Source organism: Pectobacterium araliae, from assembly GCF_037076465.1.
GTDB classification, from domain to species: Bacteria; Pseudomonadota; Gammaproteobacteria; order Enterobacterales; family Enterobacteriaceae; genus Pectobacterium; species Pectobacterium araliae.
In genome coordinates this window covers 2687927-2703912 of the sequence record NZ_AP028908.1, presented here as the reverse complement: position 1 = coordinate 2703912, position 15986 = coordinate 2687927, and the positions used below count along the sequence as shown (strand labels likewise).

Sequence of the window (15986 nt, the reverse complement as noted above, 5' to 3'; positions counted from 1 at the left end):
GTGTGGCTTTTGTGGTAAAGATCATTTTATTAAGCAGTACACTCTAAAGAATGAGGTTTTTGTGGGTCCGGTAATGTTAGATGTCGCCAGCTATGAGCTGGATGCAGAAGATCGTGAAGTGCTGGAACATCCGCTGGTTGGCGGCGTGATTCTGTTTACCCGTAACTTTCATGATGTGGTGCAATTACGTGAACTTGTACGCCAAATCCGCGCGGCATCGCGTGAGCGCCTTGTGGTGTCCGTGGATCAGGAAGGCGGCCGCGTTCAGCGTTTTCGTGACGGATTTACCCGTCTGCCTGCGGCACAGGCATTTGCAGCATTAAATAGCCTGTCGGAAGCTCAGCGGTTGGCGGAAGAGGGTGGCTGGCTGATGGCAGCAGAAATGATCGCGATGGATATCGATATCAGCTTTGCGCCTGTTCTGGATATCGGCCACCAGAGTGCGGCGATTGGTGAGCGTTCATTTCATGCCAATCCAGAGACGGCGCTAGCGGTGGCGCAAAGCTTTATTCGCGGCATGCACAGCGCAGGTATGAAGGTCACGGGTAAGCATTTCCCCGGCCACGGAGCGGTCAGCGCCGACTCACATAAAGAAACGCCGCGCGATCCGCGCCCGCTTGCGGAGATTCGCGCACACGACATGATGATTTTTAAAGAACTGATCCAGCGCCAGCAGTTGGATGCGATCATGCCTGCCCACGTGATTTACACAGAGGCCGATCCGCGTCCTGCCAGTGGTTCGTCCTATTGGCTCAAAACGGTGCTGCGTGAAGAGTTGGGTTTTGATGGCATCATTTTCTCTGACGATCTCTCGATGGAAGGTGCCGCCGTGATGGGCAGCTACCCTGAGCGGGCGCAGGCGGCGTTGCAGGCAGGATGTGACATGATTCTGGTCTGTAACCATCGCGAAGGTGCGGTCAGCGTGCTGGATAACCTGTCCCCGGTCAAAGCGGAGCAACTGGCGCGCTTATATCATCAGGGTTCATTTTCTCGCCGGGAACTGCTGGATTCGTCGCGCTGGAAGCAGGCAAATCAGGCACTCACCTCGCTCAGCGAGCGCTGGCAGGCGCATAAGAATGGCGAGAAATAGACAATCTAGTCAGTGGTGAGGATAAAAGATGATTATCTATTTACATGGTTTTGATTCGACCAGCCCCGGCAACCATGAAAAAGTCTTGCAGCTTCAGTTTATCGATGAAGATGTACGGCTGATTAGCTACAGCACATTGCATCCGCGTCATGACATGCAACACTTGCTAAAACAGGTGGATAAGACGATTCAGCAGTCTGATGACGATCGTCCGCTGATCTGTGGTGTGGGATTGGGGGGCTTCTGGGCTGAACGAGTCGGATTTCTATGTGATATACGACAAGTCATCGTCAATCCTAACCTTTTCCCGCAGGAAAACATGAGCGGGAAAATTGATCGGCCGGAAGAATATTTGGATATCGCGACGAAGTGCGTGGCGAATTTTCGTGAAAAGAACCGCGATCGCTGCATGGTGGTGCTCTCTCGGCAGGATGAAATGCTCGACAGCCAGCGCAGTGCACAAACGTTGGGAGAATATTATGAGATCGTCTGGGACGACATCCAGACACATAAATTTAAAAGTATCTCTCCTCATTTACAGCGGGTAAAAGCCTTCAAAACGCTGGGTTGAACCTGTGCTCGTGGTCGCCCGTTAATCGTGACTGGTTTTCCTTCTGATGCCCTTGTTATGGGGATCAGAAGGAATGACACGGTTTATTTACTTTTCTTCGTTCGTACCGAAGCGCATATGCGCACGATTCAGCATTTTCCCTTCACACTGACTTCCGCTAATTCACTGAAATAAAGATGGAATTTTCGTGGTAAAAATCCGCATAGCAAAATAAATTGATATATATCAATTTTGGTATGACCAAATAACCTAGCGTGCTATTCTTGCAGCAGATATCAGGCTTAACTTACGCGAACCCTATGTTATATAAGGATATTATTTTTTACTCTTTATTAACGATTGGTTCACATTTTAGGGGGTCATTTTGACATCACCAACCAAAAAAATTGTCATTGTCGGCGGGGGAGCTGGCGGACTTGAACTCGCAACGAGTTTGGGCCACAAGTTAGGACGCAAGAAAAAAGCGGACATTACGCTGGTGGATCGCAACCACAGCCACCTGTGGAAACCGCTGCTGCATGAAGTGGCAACCGGCTCGCTGGACGACGATATGGATGCGTTGAGCTATCTGGCGCATGCTCGCAATCATCATTTCCAGTTCCAACTGGGCATGTTGACGGATATCGATCGTGAACAGCAGCAGATTCAACTGGCTGAAGTGTGTGACGAGCAAGGTGATGTGCTGGTAGCGGCACGCCGTATTCCGTATGACATTTTGGTGGTGGCACTAGGCAGTGCCTCAAATGACTTTGGTACGCCGGGCGTGAAAGATCACTGTATCTTCCTGGATAACCCCAAACAGGCTCGTCGCTTCCATAATGAAATGCTGAATTTGTTCCTGAAATTCACCGCAAATCAGGACGAAAAAGAGCGTGTAAATATTGCGATTGTGGGCGGTGGGGCAACGGGTGTTGAGCTGTCTGCGGAATTGCATAATGCGGTGAAACAGCTGCACAGCTATGGCTTTGATGGGCTGGATAACCAAACGCTGAATGTGACGCTGGTGGAAGCGGGTGAACGTATTTTGCCAGCGCTGCCGCCGCGTATTTCAGCGGCAGCACATCAGGAACTGAACAACATTGGCGTCCGCGTGCTGACGAACACCACGGTAACCAGCGCAGACAGCGGCGGTCTGAATACCAAGGACAGTGAATTTATCGATGCCGACCTGATGGTTTGGGCGGCAGGGATCAAAGCACCGGATGCAATGAAAGATATTGCAGGGCTGGAAACCAACCGGATTAATCAGTTAGTGGTTGAACCGACGTTGCAGACGACGCGCGATCCCAACATTTTCGCCATTGGCGACTGCGCTTCCTGCCCGCAGGAAGGCGGCGGGTTTGTGCCACCGCGCGCGCAGGCGGCTCACCAGATGGCATCACGCTGCCACAGCAATATCATCGCGCTGCTGAACGGGCAAACGCTGAAACCTTACGTCTATAAAGATCACGGTTCGCTGGTTTCGCTGTCTAAATTCAGTACGGTTGGCAGCCTGATGGGGAACCTGATGCGGGGTTCTGTGATGGTAGAGGGACGGATTGCGCGTTTCGTTTACATCTCCCTCTATCGTATGCACCAGGTTGCCCTGCACGGCTATGTAAAAACAGGCTTGATGATGCTGGTGGGTGGCATCAACCGGGTTATACGTCCGCGCCTTAAATTGCATTAATGCATCACCACTGAAACTTTCTGATACGGGCGTGGACGCCATTTCACGCCCGTATTCTTTTTTATCATCGCCGGTCTTGATTGTTTAGAAATAGTTGCCTTTTCTCCAACGTATGAACAAGCTTCATCCCTCTGTTTGTCATGCTATTAAGTTTCCTCCTGAAATAACAGTATAAAATATCGTTCTATTAGTAATTCCAGTTAAGATAATTCCCAAATGACGCTTTTATGTTACGAATCTGACACTTTTGGTTAGTTAGTCTTATTGCGAGAGTGTGAAACATTGTGCAAACTTTCCACTGTTTACAGATGGCGTAGCATGCACGCCGAAAATCCTGAATGTTGTTATTCAGGAGGAACCATCGGATTCATCGCGTTAAACGCGAGCTGACGTAAGGCAAGATGACGGCAGGGTTGCAGATGGGGAATGCGTGAGAATAGATTCGGGAGGTATCCTGTGAACAAATCAATGTTAGCGGGTGTAGGTATTGGTGTGGCTGCTGCATTGGGTGTGGCGGCGGTGGCGAGTATGGACGTCTTTTCGTCTAAACCTCAGTATGCACAGGTGCTAACGGCAACACCGATTAAAGAAACGGTAAAAACGCCTCGCCAAGAGTGCCGCAATGTCAGCGTGACGCATCGTCGTCCGGTACAGGATGAAAACCAGATTGCTGGATCGGTACTGGGTGCCGTAGCGGGTGGCGTTCTGGGACATCAGTTCGGTGGCGGACGCGGTAAAGATGTCGCGACGGTAGCGGGGGCGCTGGCAGGCGGTTACGCGGGTAACCGTGTGCAAAGCGGCATGCAGGAAAATGATACGTACACGACACAGCAGCAGCGTTGTCAGACGGTGTACGACAAATCACAAAAAGTTTTAGGTTATGATGTTACCTATAAAATTGGCGACCAGCAGGGCAAAATCCGCATGGATCGCGATCCGGGTACACAAATTCCCGTGGACAGAAACGGTCAGTTAGTCTTGAATCAACAGAGCTGATTGATCCCAACGTCTACGTTTTGCGCTGACACCCTCTCTAAGAACCGCGAGACACCTGAAGAAGGTGCTCGCGGTTTTTTCATTATACGATCTTCCTGCTCTCAGCCAGTTTTATGCTCAACGATAACAGTAAGGCGACAGCCGCAAATCCAGCGGCCAGCCAAAGCGCCATAAGCAGGCCTGAACTATCGACTATCTGACCGCCTACCCATGATCCAAGCGCGATGCCAACATTGAACACGCCAACATACAGCGCGGAGGCCATCTCCACAGTGCGCGGCGCGGCCTTCATCATCCACGTCATCAAACCGACGGATACGCCGCCGTAGGCTAATCCCCAGACGAGCAGCGCTATACCGCCGCCGAAATGTGAACCACCGATGGTCAGGAACAGGATCGGGGTCAACAACAGTCCCAACGCGATTGCCATCAAGGTTAACGCCGTGCGCCGCGCTGCGATGATGCCCGTCAGAAAATTGCCGATGATGCCTGCCAGACCATAGGCGAACAGTAATGCGCCGATCCATCGCGCATCGAACCCTGACACCGATAGCAGCAGTGGTCGCACGAAGGTAAAAGCCATGAAGTGTCCGGCTACCAGCAACAGCGTCAGAATTAACCCGACTTGCAGCTTGCGGTTGCTCAACTGCTCGCCGAACTGGCGCAGGGTGACGGAATGGGTGACGGGCAAGGCAGGAATAACCGCGAGGTGAAGTACTAGCACCAGCCCGCTAAAGACGGCCATACAGCCGAAGGCCCAGCGCCACCCGGCGAGATCGCCGATCAGTGCGCCGAACGGCACACCTAGCACCGATGCCGCCGCGACACCGCCAAAGATGATAGATGTCGCCAGGCCGATGGTGTGCTCGGGAACGAGTCGGGCCGCCAGACCACCGGCAATCGCCCAGATGCCGCCCATGCAGAAGCCGACAAGCACGCGTGCAGCCAGCAGCCAGCCGATGTTCGGTGCCAGTGCCGAGGCGATGTTGGCGATAACCAGCAGCGTCAGCAGCCCGCATAGGATCCTGCGTCTATCCATGCCGCCGGATGCGATTACCACGAGTGGGGCGAATAACGCGGCTAACAGTGCAGGCAGCGAAATCATCAGGCCAGCGGTTCCGGTAGAAGTCTGTAGCGTATCGGCAATCGGGGTTAGCAAGCCGACCGGAAGCATTTCCGTCGTGACTACCGAGAAGGTCGCAAGACCAACGGCGGCGACGGCCAGCCAGAGATGCTGTGAAGCTGCACCTATAGGGATAGAGGAAGACGTATTCATGGTTCAGTCCTTAATAGGGGGGAACAAGCGGTTTAACCGTCAAGCGACATGGGGAAAAGAGAAGGTATGCGCCCGCAGGCGCTGGTATCCCCACAGCGCGACCAGCAGCACCAGTACGCCAGCGCACAGCGCCACGGCGAATCCGGCCCGAGCACCGTCGTCATCGACAACGTGGCCTGATACCGCAGCGCCCAGCGCCACGCCGACATTCAACCCTGCCAGCAGCCAGGTCATGCCTTCGGTCAGGCGATGTTCGGGAACCAGACGTTCGACCAACGACATTGCCACGATCATGGTGGGGGCGAAGAACAGCCCGGCGATCAACACGGCCGCAGCCAGTGCCGGAATGCTGCTAACCAGCAATAGAGGCAACGTGGTTGCTGCCGTTGCCAAGCTGCCCAGCAACAGCAACTGGTGCAATGCGGTTCGCATCTTGAGAGCGCCGAACACCAGTCCAGCCAGACAGGAACCGACCGCATAAGCCGACAACACCAGACTGGCCGCAGCAGGCTGACCATGCTGTTCGGCGAAGGCTACGCTGACGATATCCACGGTGCCTACGATGACGCCCATCGCGACCATCAACAGCGCCAGCAAACGCACGTTCGTCTGCTTGATCACCGACCCTGAACGATCCGTGCTGACATCCTGCGCTTCTACCGGCGGTTCGGTGCCGCGTTGTGTCACCAGAGCAAACACGCCAATAATCAGCAAGAGCGCCGCTGCCAGCGGGCCAGCCTGAGGAAACATCGCGACGGACAGCCCGACAGCCAGCGGTGGCCCGGCGATAAAAGTGACTTCATCGAGCACTGTCTCCAGCGAGTAAGCCGTTTGCAAGCGAGGCTGGCCGCGATAGATTGCTGTCCAGCGTGCTCTTACCATTGCTGACATGCTGGGCATGAAACCCGCCAGTAAGGCTCCGATGAATAAGCTCCAGTCAGGCGCTTGCCACCAGGTGCTGGCGAGCAGAAGCAGCATGCCGATCGCGCTGACGGTGGTTGCAATCGGTAGCACACGGCCTTGCCCGTAGCGATCGACCAGACGGGAGGTCTGCGGTGACAGCAGCGCGTAAGTCAGCACAAAGGTGGCGGATACGACACCCGCCAGCGCATAGCTGCCGCGCAGTTGCGACAGCATGGTGATAATGCCAATGCCCGTCATGGGCAGCGGAATGCGCGCCAGCAGGCCAGCCAGTGCAAAGCCCTTGGTGCCGGATGCGGTGAAAAGTTCTCGATAAGGGTTGACCATCTCATTCTCCAAAGTGAATCCACTTGCCACCGCACCGTGGCACAGCGACAATACATACAGAGCGTATGAATAAAAGCATATATTCATACGGAGTGAATGTAAATAATCATACGGTGTGTATGTAAGGATGTGTCGATGGTTCGTCGTACCCGTGCTGAAATGGAAGAAACCCGCGCTACGCTGCTGGCGACCGCCCGTCAGGTCTTTAGCGAACGCGGCTATGCTGACACCTCAATGGACGATCTCACCGCACAGGCGAGCCTGACCCGTGGGGCGCTTTATCACCACTTCGGTGACAAGAAAGGATTATTGGCAGCCGTGGTGGAACAGATCGATGCCGAGATGGATGCACGACTGCAAGTCATCTCTGACACCGCTGAGGATGACTGGGAAGGCTTTCGGCGTCGCTGCCGCGCCTATCTGGAAATGGCGCGGGAGCCGGAAATTCAACGTATTGTGCTGCGCGATGCACGGGCGGTTTTGGGGGGGGCATCGCCGGATTCGCAGCGCCACTGTGTTGAGTCGATGCAGCGGCTGATCGATAACCTTATCCGACAAGGCGTGGTAGCTGATGTCGATTCACAGGCGCTGGCATCGTTAATCTACGGCAGTCTGGCCGAAGCGGCGTTTTGGATTGCGGACGGAGAGGAGGGGAATGCGCGGCTGGCACAAGGCGTTGCCGCGCTGGAATTGCTGCTGCGTGGGCTATTAGTCAAGCCACGGTAGTGATCAACAGTTAATAAAACAACAGTTAATCAAACAACAGCCTGACGAGACGCGTGGTTGGCGTCCCGTTTTTGACTTAACGACGAAAGATGACTTCTGCCCAGCGCGCTAATCCGGCGGTAACGGAACCAAAATCGTTGCCGCTGGCGATAGGAATATCAGGCAGCAACTGCTGAATGGCCTGACGCAGCAGGGGAGAATGTGCGCTACCGCCGGTCAGGTAGATCACTTCCGGTCGGGTCTGGCTGGTTTCTAACGCCAGTGTTACCTGCTGCTGAATACGCATGAGCGGATTATCGATGGCGGCGTTGAGTTCATCAACATGAATGCGCGTTGCCAGACCTGATTCGATAAAGTGTAAATCGGCTGCCGTTTCCGACTGGTTGGAAAGCGCAATCTTGCTCTCTTCTGCCAGTTGAATCAGACGGTAGCTCAGGCGCTGTTGCCAGACGGTCAGCAATCTTTTCACCCGTTCGGGCTGGCGGGCATCACGGATCATTTCGTTGATTAACGCGCGGCTGGCAGTGCTATGAAACTCTTTTTGTGCCGGAATATCGTTAATCGCAACCGCATTCCACCAGGTCATGATCGGCAAGGCGATACCTTTTTCCGACTCGCTATTCATGCCAAGCAGAGGCATTAACTGTTTGAACGCGAGCATGATGTCCAGATCGTTACCGCCAACGCGGCAGCCGCTGTGCCCTAACAAACTTTGTGCGCGTTCGTGCTGCTTATGCCACTCCGGTCCCATCAGCAGCATGGAGCAGTCGGTGGTTCCGCCGCCGATATCCACGACTAACACACGCGTTTCTTTCGTCAGGGTGGATTCGAAGTCCAGTCCGGCGGCCACGGGTTCAAACTGGAAGACGACATCTTCAAATCCAGCACGGTGTGCCGCACGATCTAAGATCCCTTGCGCCTGTTGGTTGGCTTCTTCGCCGCCGATACTCTGAAAGTTAATCGGACGACCGATGACGGCCTGACGAATAGGTTGGTCAAGCTGGGTCTCTGCCTGCGTGCGTATATGGAGCATCATGGCGCAAACCAGATCTTCAAACAGCGCGATCTGCTGGGCTTTCAGTCCGACAGCACCGAGAAAGGACTTCGGCGATTTAACGAACCACGTCTCTTCCGGGTCCTCCATATAGTGGCGTAACGCATCGCGCCCGAACTTCACACTATCAGGCTGCACGCGAATATCTTCCTCGCGGTTATAGCTAATCGCGCGTTGTAGCAGTAGCCCGTTCTCACCCTCAGCGTTGACCTGATGGTGCCGCCATAACCACTCGCTAACCGCCTCGCGCACGGGCGCGCACAGCAGAGAAGAAAGATAAGGCGAGCCATTTTCCAGCGACAGGAGCCGTGGCGTACCTGCATCCATAACCGCCACTGAACAGTTGGCTGTACCGTAGTCAAAACCGATAAACATAGTAAGGCCCATGTCATGAAAAATTTCCGGGAAAAATTTTTAACGTCGCACCCGCGGCGGCCCGGAAGAGTGTGCCGCCAAAGATGGCGACCGTAAAAAGGGGGGGGGCGACTTTACTGTGTTCCGACGGTGCTTGTAAAGGCGGATGAGATAAAAGGAAGGTGTTTACTAATGGAACGTTTAACGGGAACCCGCAGGTTCCCGTTTAGTGTGGTGAAAGTGAGTTACGCCGCCAGCGTATGCTGCGCCATATTCCCCAGTAGCGAACCGATGAATTCAATGCGTTTTGGACGATCGCTCAAATCTTTCATGAATTTCAGGCGGGTTGGACCATCAAGACGGTAGGTGCCCGGATCGCGCTGTAACAGGCCGATCAGGTGGGAGGGATCGACGCGGTTTTGCTCGCTGAATTCGATAAAACCGCCTTTCTCGTTCCCTTCAATACGGCGAATACCCAGCGCCTGTGCCTGTTGACGTAGAGCGGCAATCTGTAACAGGTAACGGCTTGCATCGGGAAGCAGACCGAAGCGATCGATCAGTTCGACCTTCAGCTCATCCAGCTCGGCGGGGGTTTTCGCACTGGCAATACGTTTGTATAACGACAGGCGCGTATTGACGTCGGGAATGAAATCGTCGGGCAACAGGGCAGGCAAGCGCAGTTCGACGTCGGTCTGGCTGTTGATCAGATCTTCCAGCGACGGCTCCCGGCCTGCTTTCAGAGCATCGACCGCGCTTTCTAACAACTCCATATACAGCGAGAAACCGACGCTGGTCATCTGCCCGCTCTGATCGTCCCCGAGAAGCTCACCCGCCCCACGAATTTCCAGATCGTGTGTTGCCAGCGCAAAACCGGCACCGAGGTCTTCCAATGAGGCGATCGCTTCCAGACGTTTTTGCGCATCAGTGCTCATCGCTTTAGGATTCGGCGTCAGCAGGTAGGCGTAAGCCTGATGGTGGGAACGCCCGACGCGGCCACGCAGCTGGTGTAACTGTGCCAGGCCGAAGTGATCGGCACGCTCAATGATAATGGTGTTGGCGCTCGGTATATCGATCCCCGTTTCGATGATGGTGGTACACACCAGCACGTTAAACCGCTGGTGGTGGAAGTCGTTCATCACTCGTTCCAGCTCGCGTTCGCGCATCTGACCGTGACCGATCGCGATACGTGCTTCCGGCACCAGTTCTGCCAATCGTTGAGTGGCTTTCTCAATATTTTCGACATCGTTATACAGGTAGTACACCTGTCCGCCGCGCAAAATCTCACGCAGAATCGCTTCGCGCACCACCAGATTGTCATACTCGCGCACGAATGTTTTGACTGCCAAACGGCGGGCAGGGGGCGTGGCGATGATCGACAGATCGCGCATCCCGCTCATGGCCATGTTGAGCGTGCGTGGAATCGGCGTGGCGGTCAGCGTCAGGATATCGACATCGGCTCGCATCGCTTTGATGCGCTCTTTGTGACGCACGCCGAAGCGATGCTCTTCGTCCACAATTAGCAGCCCTAAATCACGCCAGTGCACGTCGCTCTGCAACAGCTTATGGGTGCCAATCAGAATATCGACTTTGCCTTCCTGCGTTTCCTTCAGCACCTGAGTTTGTTCACGCGCGCTGCGGAAGCGTGAGATCATTTCAATCTTCACCGGCCAGTTGGCAAAGCGATCGCGGAAGTTGTCAAAATGCTGCTGCGCCAACAGCGTCGTCGGCACTAAAACGGCAACCTGCTTATGGTTTTCAACGGCTAAAAACGCGGCGCGCATCGCCACTTCGGTTTTCCCAAAGCCGACATCGCCACACACCAGACGATCCATCGCCAGCGGCTGGCACATGTCGCTCAGCACGGCGTTGATGGCCTGCGCCTGATCGGGCGTGGTCTCGAAAGGGAAACTTTCGCAGAACAACTGGTACTGTGTTTTGTCGTGCTTAAAGGCAAAGCCGCTCTTCGCCGCACGCTGAGCATAAATATCCAGCAGCTCGGCGGCGACATCGCGCACTCTTTCCGCCGCTTTTTGCCGCGCGCGTGACCAGGCATCGCCACCCAGTTTATGCAGTGGCGCATTCTCATCGGCACCCCCTGCATAGCGGCTGATCAAATGCAGCGAGGAAACGGGAACGTACAGCTTGTCTTCACCCGCATAGGTCAAAATCAGGTATTCGGCCTTAATGCCGCCCGTTTCTAGTGTGATCAATCCGGCATAGCGGCCAACACCGTGTTCGAGGTGGACGACGGGCTGCCCCAGCCGCAGTTCCGCTAGATTGCGGATCAGCGTATCGGTATTAATCGTGCGGCGGTTATCCTGACGGCGGCGGCTGACACGTTCACCCAGCAGATCGCTTTCGCAGATCAAGGCGCGCTGGCGTAGGGTGTCGATAAAGCCATGTTCGCTGGCACCGATGATCAGATAAGCGCCACGCCCCTGCGCCTGTTCCAGCGTACTGATGAGCTTAGGGTTCAGCTTGATACGCGCCAACAGCTCTTGCAGCGTTTCGCGCCGACCTTCGCTTTCGACGGAAAAAATGACCTGACCGTCGAACGGTTCGATAAAACGGCGTAGCGCATCCAGCGGCGATTTCTGCTGGTGCTGAATCGCCAGATCCGGCAGCGGCAGATAGGCCAGATTCACGTTGGCGGCTTTTTCCGGCAGCGTATCGGTTTTTAACTGTACGCGCGGCCACGCTTTTAGCTCTGAGAACAGGCTATCGACGCGCAACCAGAGTGAATCCGATGACAACAGGGGGCGCATCGGATCGACTCGACGACTTTCAAAACGCTGCTGAATATCCTGCCAGAAACGCTCAGCGCTCTGTTCGATATTACCCGTGTTAACGATCAGTGTATTGCTCGGGAAGTAGCTGAACAGCGACGGCAGCGGTTCACTGAAAAATAACGGTTGCCAGTATTCGATCCCTGCGGGCCAAACGCCTTTGCTGACCTGTTGATAAATGTGCTCGGCATCGCGTCGTACCTCAAATTGTTCGCGCCACTGGCTGCGGAAAAGCTCGATAGCGGTTTTGTCGGTCGGGAATTCATGCGCGGGCAGCAGATTAATGTGTGGTACTTCATTCAGCGTGCGCTGCGTATCGACATCGAACAGACGCAGGCTGTCGATGTCATCGTCGAAGAAATCGATACGATAGGGCTCTTCGCTCCCCATCGGGAACAGATCTAGCAGTGCGCCACGCGTGGCATATTCACCGTGTTCCATCACCTGATCGACGCTGCGATAGCCCGCCTGCTCCAACTGTGAACGCAGTTTATCACGCGAGAGACGCTGGCCTTTTTTCAACACCAGCGCATGACCATGCAGGAAACTGTGCGGGCAAACGCGTTGCATCAACGTGTTGACGGGCAGAATCAGCACGCCGCGCGTCATATTGGGCAATTGATAGAGCGTAGAAAGGCGGGTCGAAATAATTTCCTGATGCGGAGAAAAACTATCGTAGGGCAGCGTTTCCCAATCAGGCAACGTGGTGACGTGCTGGTCGGTAAACTGCTGAATTTCGTCACGCAATCGTAGGGCATTTTGCATATCGGGGGCGATAAGTACCACCAGTCCGGCGTGGCGTTCAACGATCTCTGCACATTCAACGGCGCAGGCAGCGCCGGTTAACTCGCCCAGCAGGCGCTGCTCACCCGCTTTGGGCGGCAGCGAATAACGGTAATTTTCAGGCATCATCTGATTATCGGGTCTCGCCTCTCTGCATCCGACCAAGAAAAAGCCGTAGAGTGAGGGTGTTAGGGTTCCATAAAGCAGTACTACCCTTTATTATCCTTGATCACTTTGCTTTGGCAACCTTATCCAGACGGATTTCATGTATCAACCTGTCGCTTTATTTATTGGCCTACGCTACATGCGTGGGCGTGCATCAGACCGCTTTGGGCGGTTTGTCTCCTGGTTATCCGCCATTGGCATCACGCTAGGCGTGATGGCGCTAGTCACCGTGCTTTCCGTGATGAACGGCTTCGAGCGCGAGCTGGAAGACAATATTCTCGGCGTGATGCCTCAGGCGGTGATCTCTACGCCGCAAGGTTCACTGAATCCGGCGTTAATTCCTGTTTCTTCTTTAGACTCGCTGGACGGTGTGACGCGTATCGCACCGCTGACCACGGGCGATGTGGTGCTGCAAAGTGCCCGCAGCGTCGCGGTGGGCGTGATGTTAGGGATTGACCCTGACGAGCAAGAACCGCTATCGCGCTATTTGGTCAACGTCAAACAGCAGCAACTGCAACCTGGTCAATATCAAGCCATTTTGGGTGAGAAGTTGGCCGATCAACTGGGGGTGAAAATTGGCGATCAAGTGCGCATGATGGTGACCAGCGCCAGCCAACTGACGCCGATGGGGCGTATTCCCAGCCAACGTATTTTCACTGTTGCCGGAACTTTTTCCGCCAACAGTGAAGTGGATAGCTACCAGTTATTGGTAAACCAACAGGATGCCTCACGGTTGATGCGCTACCCGGCGAACCAGATTACCGGTTGGCGTTTGTGGCTGGAAAAGCCGCTGTCGGTTGATACGCTGAGCACGCAAACGCTGCCGGAAGGCACGGTCTGGAAAGACTGGCGTGAGCGCAAGGGTGAATTGTTTCAGGCCGTGCGCATGGAGAAAAACATGATGGGGCTGCTGCTCAGCCTGATCGTCGCGGTGGCCGCGTTCAATATTATTACCTCACTGGGTTTGCTGGTGATGGAAAAACAGGGAGAGGTCGCCATTCTGCAAACGCAGGGGCTGACTCAACGTCAGGTGATGGCGGTATTTATGGTGCAGGGGGGCAGCGCAGGCATTGTTGGCGCGTTGTTAGGAGCATTGCTGGGGGCGCTACTGGCTAGCCAACTGAATACGTTGATGCCCGTGTTGGGCATATTACTGGATGGTGCCGCGTTGCCAGTAGATATTGATCCCGTGCAGGTGGTGACGATCGCGATTTCCGCGATGGTGATTGCCCTCTTATCGACACTTTACCCATCATGGCGTGCTGCCACCGTTCAACCCGTTGAGGCTTTACGTTATGAATGATTTATCATTATTGCAGTGTACTAACCTGTCCAAGCGTTATCAGGACGGCAAGTTGTCTACCGACGTGCTGCGCGACGTCTCTTTTGAGATGAGCAGTGGCGAGATGATGGCAATCGTCGGGAGTTCTGGATCAGGTAAAAGTACGCTGTTGCATATGCTGGGCGGATTAGATACGCCAACGTCAGGCGAGGTTATTTTCAAAGGCCAATCGCTGAGCACGCTTTCGGCGGCGGCAAAAGCGGATTTGCGTAATTGTGAGCTGGGTTTTATTTATCAATTTCACCACCTGCTGCCAGATTTTACCGCATTGGAAAACGTGGCGATGCCGCTGCTGATTGGTAAAGTACCGACGTCACAGGCGCAAGATAAGGCACGCGAAATGCTGGCCGCCGTTGGGCTGGAATCGCGCAGTCACCACCGTTCGTCGGAATTGTCCGGTGGTGAGCGACAGCGTGTCGCCATTGCCAGAGCGCTGGTCAACAGTCCCTCACTGGTGCTGGCGGATGAACCAACCGGTAACCTCGATCAGCGCACGGCTGACACCATTTTCGAACTGTTGGGAGAACTAAACGTTCGACAGGGTACGGCTTTTCTAGTGGTGACACATGATCTGCAACTGGCTGGTCGACTGAACCGCCAACTGGAAATGCGCGATGGCCAATTGCAGCAGGAACTGACCCTGATGGGAGCGCGGCAATGACCTTTCCTCCGCTCTCGTTGCAGATTGGCCTGCGCTTTAGCCGTGGCCGTCGGCGTGGCGGCATGGTTTCGCTGATCTCGGTCATTTCGACGTTGGGGATCGCCCTCGGCGTGGCGGTGTTGATTCTCGGCCTGAGCGCGATGAATGGCTTTGAACGTGAACTGAACAACCGCATTCTTGCTGTGGTGCCACATGGCGAGATTGCGCCGGTCAATCAGCCTTTTGACGGCTGGCAGGACATCCTGCCGCAAATCGAACAGGTTCCTGGCGTTGCCGCCGCCGCGCCTTACATCAATTTCACCGGGCTGCTGGAAAACGGCGCTAAGCTCCAGGCGATTCAGGTAAAAGGTGTCGATCCGCAGCAGGAAACACGCCTTAGCGCGCTGCCTAACTACGTTCTCAATGGTGCCTGGCAGCGATTTCGTGCGGGCGAACAGCAAGTCATCATCGGCCAAGGCGTGGCGAAAACATTGAATGTGGTAGAAGGGGATTGGGTTACGGTGATGATCCCGAATAGCGATCCAGAAATGAAACTGATGCAGCCTAAACGCATCCGGCTGCACGTCAGCGGTATTTTACAACTGAGTGGTCAGCTCGATCACGGTCTGGCGCTGATTCCGCTTACCGATGCCCAGCAGTATTTGGATATGGGGCAGAGCGTAACGGGGATCGCTATCAAGGCGAAAGATGTCTTCTCCGCCAATAAACTGGTGCGCGATGCGGGTATGGTCACGAAGGCTTATGTCACTATTCGCAGCTGGATTGGCACCTATGGTTATATGTACCGGGACATTCAGATGGTGAGAACCATCATGTATCTGGCGATGATCCTGGTGATCGGTGTGGCCTGTTTTAATATCGTTTCAACGCTGGTAATGGCGGTGAAAGACAAAAGCAGCGATATCGCGGTTCTGCGTACGCTGGGCGCGTCAGATGGGCTGATTCGGGCTATCTTTATTTGGTACGGATTATTAGCCGGGCTGCTGGGCAGTGTGATCGGGGCGGTGGTCGGTGTGATCGCCACCTTGCAATTGACGCCGATTATTCGCGGGATTGAAGCACTCATCGGCCATAAGTTGCTGTCCGGCGACATCTATTTTATTGATTTCCTGCCGTCGGAATTGCATCTGATGGATGTGTTTATCGTATTGGGTACATCGCTGGTGTTGAGTCTCATTGCCAGCTGGTATCCGGCGCGGCGCGCCAGCCGAATTGACCCTGCCCGCGTGTTGAGCGGACAGTAAGCCAAGCCCCCGCACATGCGG

At 54.6% G+C, this 15986-nt stretch carries 12 protein-coding genes; 8 read left to right on the top strand and 4 right to left on the bottom strand.

Annotated elements, in window-relative coordinates; genetic code table 11:
• Positions 1-61 precede the first annotated feature (61 nt).
• The 4 genes from nagZ (at position 62) to AACH44_RS12170 (ending at position 4326) form a co-directional block, all read left to right on the top strand.
• A complete protein-coding gene (gene nagZ, locus AACH44_RS12185) occupies positions 62-1090 on the top strand; it encodes a beta-N-acetylhexosaminidase (RefSeq protein ID WP_261848437.1) in 1029 nt (342 codons plus the stop codon).
• Positions 1091-1118: 28 nt separating this feature from the next.
• Entirely contained in the window at positions 1119-1661 is a 543-nt protein-coding gene (ycfP, locus tag AACH44_RS12180; protein WP_261848436.1) for an alpha/beta hydrolase YcfP, read from the top strand.
• A 364-nt stretch (positions 1662-2025) separates the two neighbouring features.
• On the top strand, positions 2026-3330 hold the full coding sequence (locus AACH44_RS12175) for an NAD(P)/FAD-dependent oxidoreductase (RefSeq protein ID WP_261848435.1): 1305 nt from the start codon (positions 2026-2028) through the stop codon (positions 3328-3330).
• Positions 3331-3786: 456 nt separating this feature from the next.
• A complete protein-coding gene (locus AACH44_RS12170) occupies positions 3787-4326 on the top strand; it encodes a glycine zipper 2TM domain-containing protein (RefSeq protein ID WP_107167686.1) in 540 nt (179 codons plus the stop codon).
• An 82-nt stretch (positions 4327-4408) separates the two neighbouring features.
• On the opposite strand, the gene AACH44_RS12165 is transcribed toward AACH44_RS12170, so the two are convergent.
• Complete coding sequence (locus AACH44_RS12165) at positions 4409-5602, bottom strand: MFS transporter (protein ID WP_261848434.1); 1194 nt, start codon at positions 5600-5602, stop codon at positions 4409-4411.
• A gap of 39 nt (positions 5603-5641) precedes the next feature.
• On the bottom strand, positions 5642-6850 hold the full coding sequence (locus AACH44_RS12160) for an MFS transporter (protein WP_261848433.1): 1209 nt from the start codon (positions 6848-6850) through the stop codon (positions 5642-5644).
• Positions 6851-6985: 135 nt separating this feature from the next.
• Here AACH44_RS12160 and AACH44_RS12155 point away from each other — a divergent pair, with 135 nt between their 5' ends.
• Positions 6986-7576, top strand: coding sequence for a TetR/AcrR family transcriptional regulator (locus tag AACH44_RS12155; RefSeq protein WP_261848432.1), 591 nt, complete (start codon positions 6986-6988; stop codon positions 7574-7576).
• Positions 7577-7652: 76 nt separating this feature from the next.
• On the opposite strand, the gene yegD is transcribed toward AACH44_RS12155, so the two are convergent.
• Both yegD and mfd read right to left on the bottom strand, forming a co-directional pair.
• Positions 7653-9005, bottom strand: coding sequence for a molecular chaperone (gene yegD, locus AACH44_RS12150; protein WP_261848467.1), 1353 nt, complete (start codon positions 9003-9005; stop codon positions 7653-7655).
• Positions 9006-9229: 224 nt separating this feature from the next.
• A complete protein-coding gene (gene mfd, locus AACH44_RS12145) occupies positions 9230-12682 on the bottom strand; it encodes a transcription-repair coupling factor (protein WP_261848431.1) in 3453 nt (1150 codons plus the stop codon).
• A gap of 136 nt (positions 12683-12818) precedes the next feature.
• Between mfd and lolC the strand changes: the two genes are divergently transcribed.
• From lolC to lolE, 3 genes are read left to right on the top strand one after another with little or no spacing between them, the layout of a single operon-like run.
• A complete protein-coding gene (lolC, locus tag AACH44_RS12140) occupies positions 12819-14021 on the top strand; it encodes a lipoprotein-releasing ABC transporter permease subunit LolC (RefSeq protein ID WP_261848430.1) in 1203 nt (400 codons plus the stop codon).
• A complete protein-coding gene (lolD, locus tag AACH44_RS12135) occupies positions 14014-14721 on the top strand; it encodes a lipoprotein-releasing ABC transporter ATP-binding protein LolD (RefSeq protein ID WP_261848429.1) in 708 nt (235 codons plus the stop codon). The genes lolC and lolD overlap by 8 nt, the downstream gene beginning before the upstream one ends.
• Positions 14718-15965 (top strand): lipoprotein-releasing ABC transporter permease subunit LolE, encoded by a 1248-nt coding sequence (gene lolE, locus AACH44_RS12130; protein ID WP_261848428.1) that lies wholly within the window; start codon positions 14718-14720, stop codon positions 15963-15965. The genes lolD and lolE overlap by 4 nt, the downstream gene beginning before the upstream one ends.
• The last annotated feature ends 21 nt before the right edge of the window (positions 15966-15986 follow it).

Excerpts from the sequence above, each read along its gene's own strand:
- ycfP (WP_261848436.1), top strand. The coding sequence starts at position 1,119 with ATGATTATCTATTTACATGGTTTTGATTCGACCAGCCCCGGCAACCAT.
- AACH44_RS12165 (WP_261848434.1), bottom strand. The coding sequence starts at position 5,602 with ATGAATACGTCTTCCTCTATCCCTATAGGTGCAGCTTCACAGCATCTC.
- AACH44_RS12160 (WP_261848433.1), bottom strand. The coding sequence starts at position 6,850 with ATGGTCAACCCTTATCGAGAACTTTTCACCGCATCCGGCACCAAGGGC.
- AACH44_RS12155 (WP_261848432.1), top strand. The coding sequence starts at position 6,986 with ATGGTTCGTCGTACCCGTGCTGAAATGGAAGAAACCCGCGCTACGCTG.
- yegD (WP_261848467.1), bottom strand. The coding sequence starts at position 9,005 with ATGTTTATCGGTTTTGACTACGGTACAGCCAACTGTTCAGTGGCGGTT.
- mfd (WP_261848431.1), bottom strand. The coding sequence starts at position 12,682 with ATGATGCCTGAAAATTACCGTTATTCGCTGCCGCCCAAAGCGGGTGAG.
- lolC (WP_261848430.1), top strand. The coding sequence starts at position 12,819 with ATGTATCAACCTGTCGCTTTATTTATTGGCCTACGCTACATGCGTGGG.
- lolD (WP_261848429.1), top strand. The coding sequence starts at position 14,014 with ATGAATGATTTATCATTATTGCAGTGTACTAACCTGTCCAAGCGTTAT.
- lolE (WP_261848428.1), top strand. The coding sequence starts at position 14,718 with ATGACCTTTCCTCCGCTCTCGTTGCAGATTGGCCTGCGCTTTAGCCGT.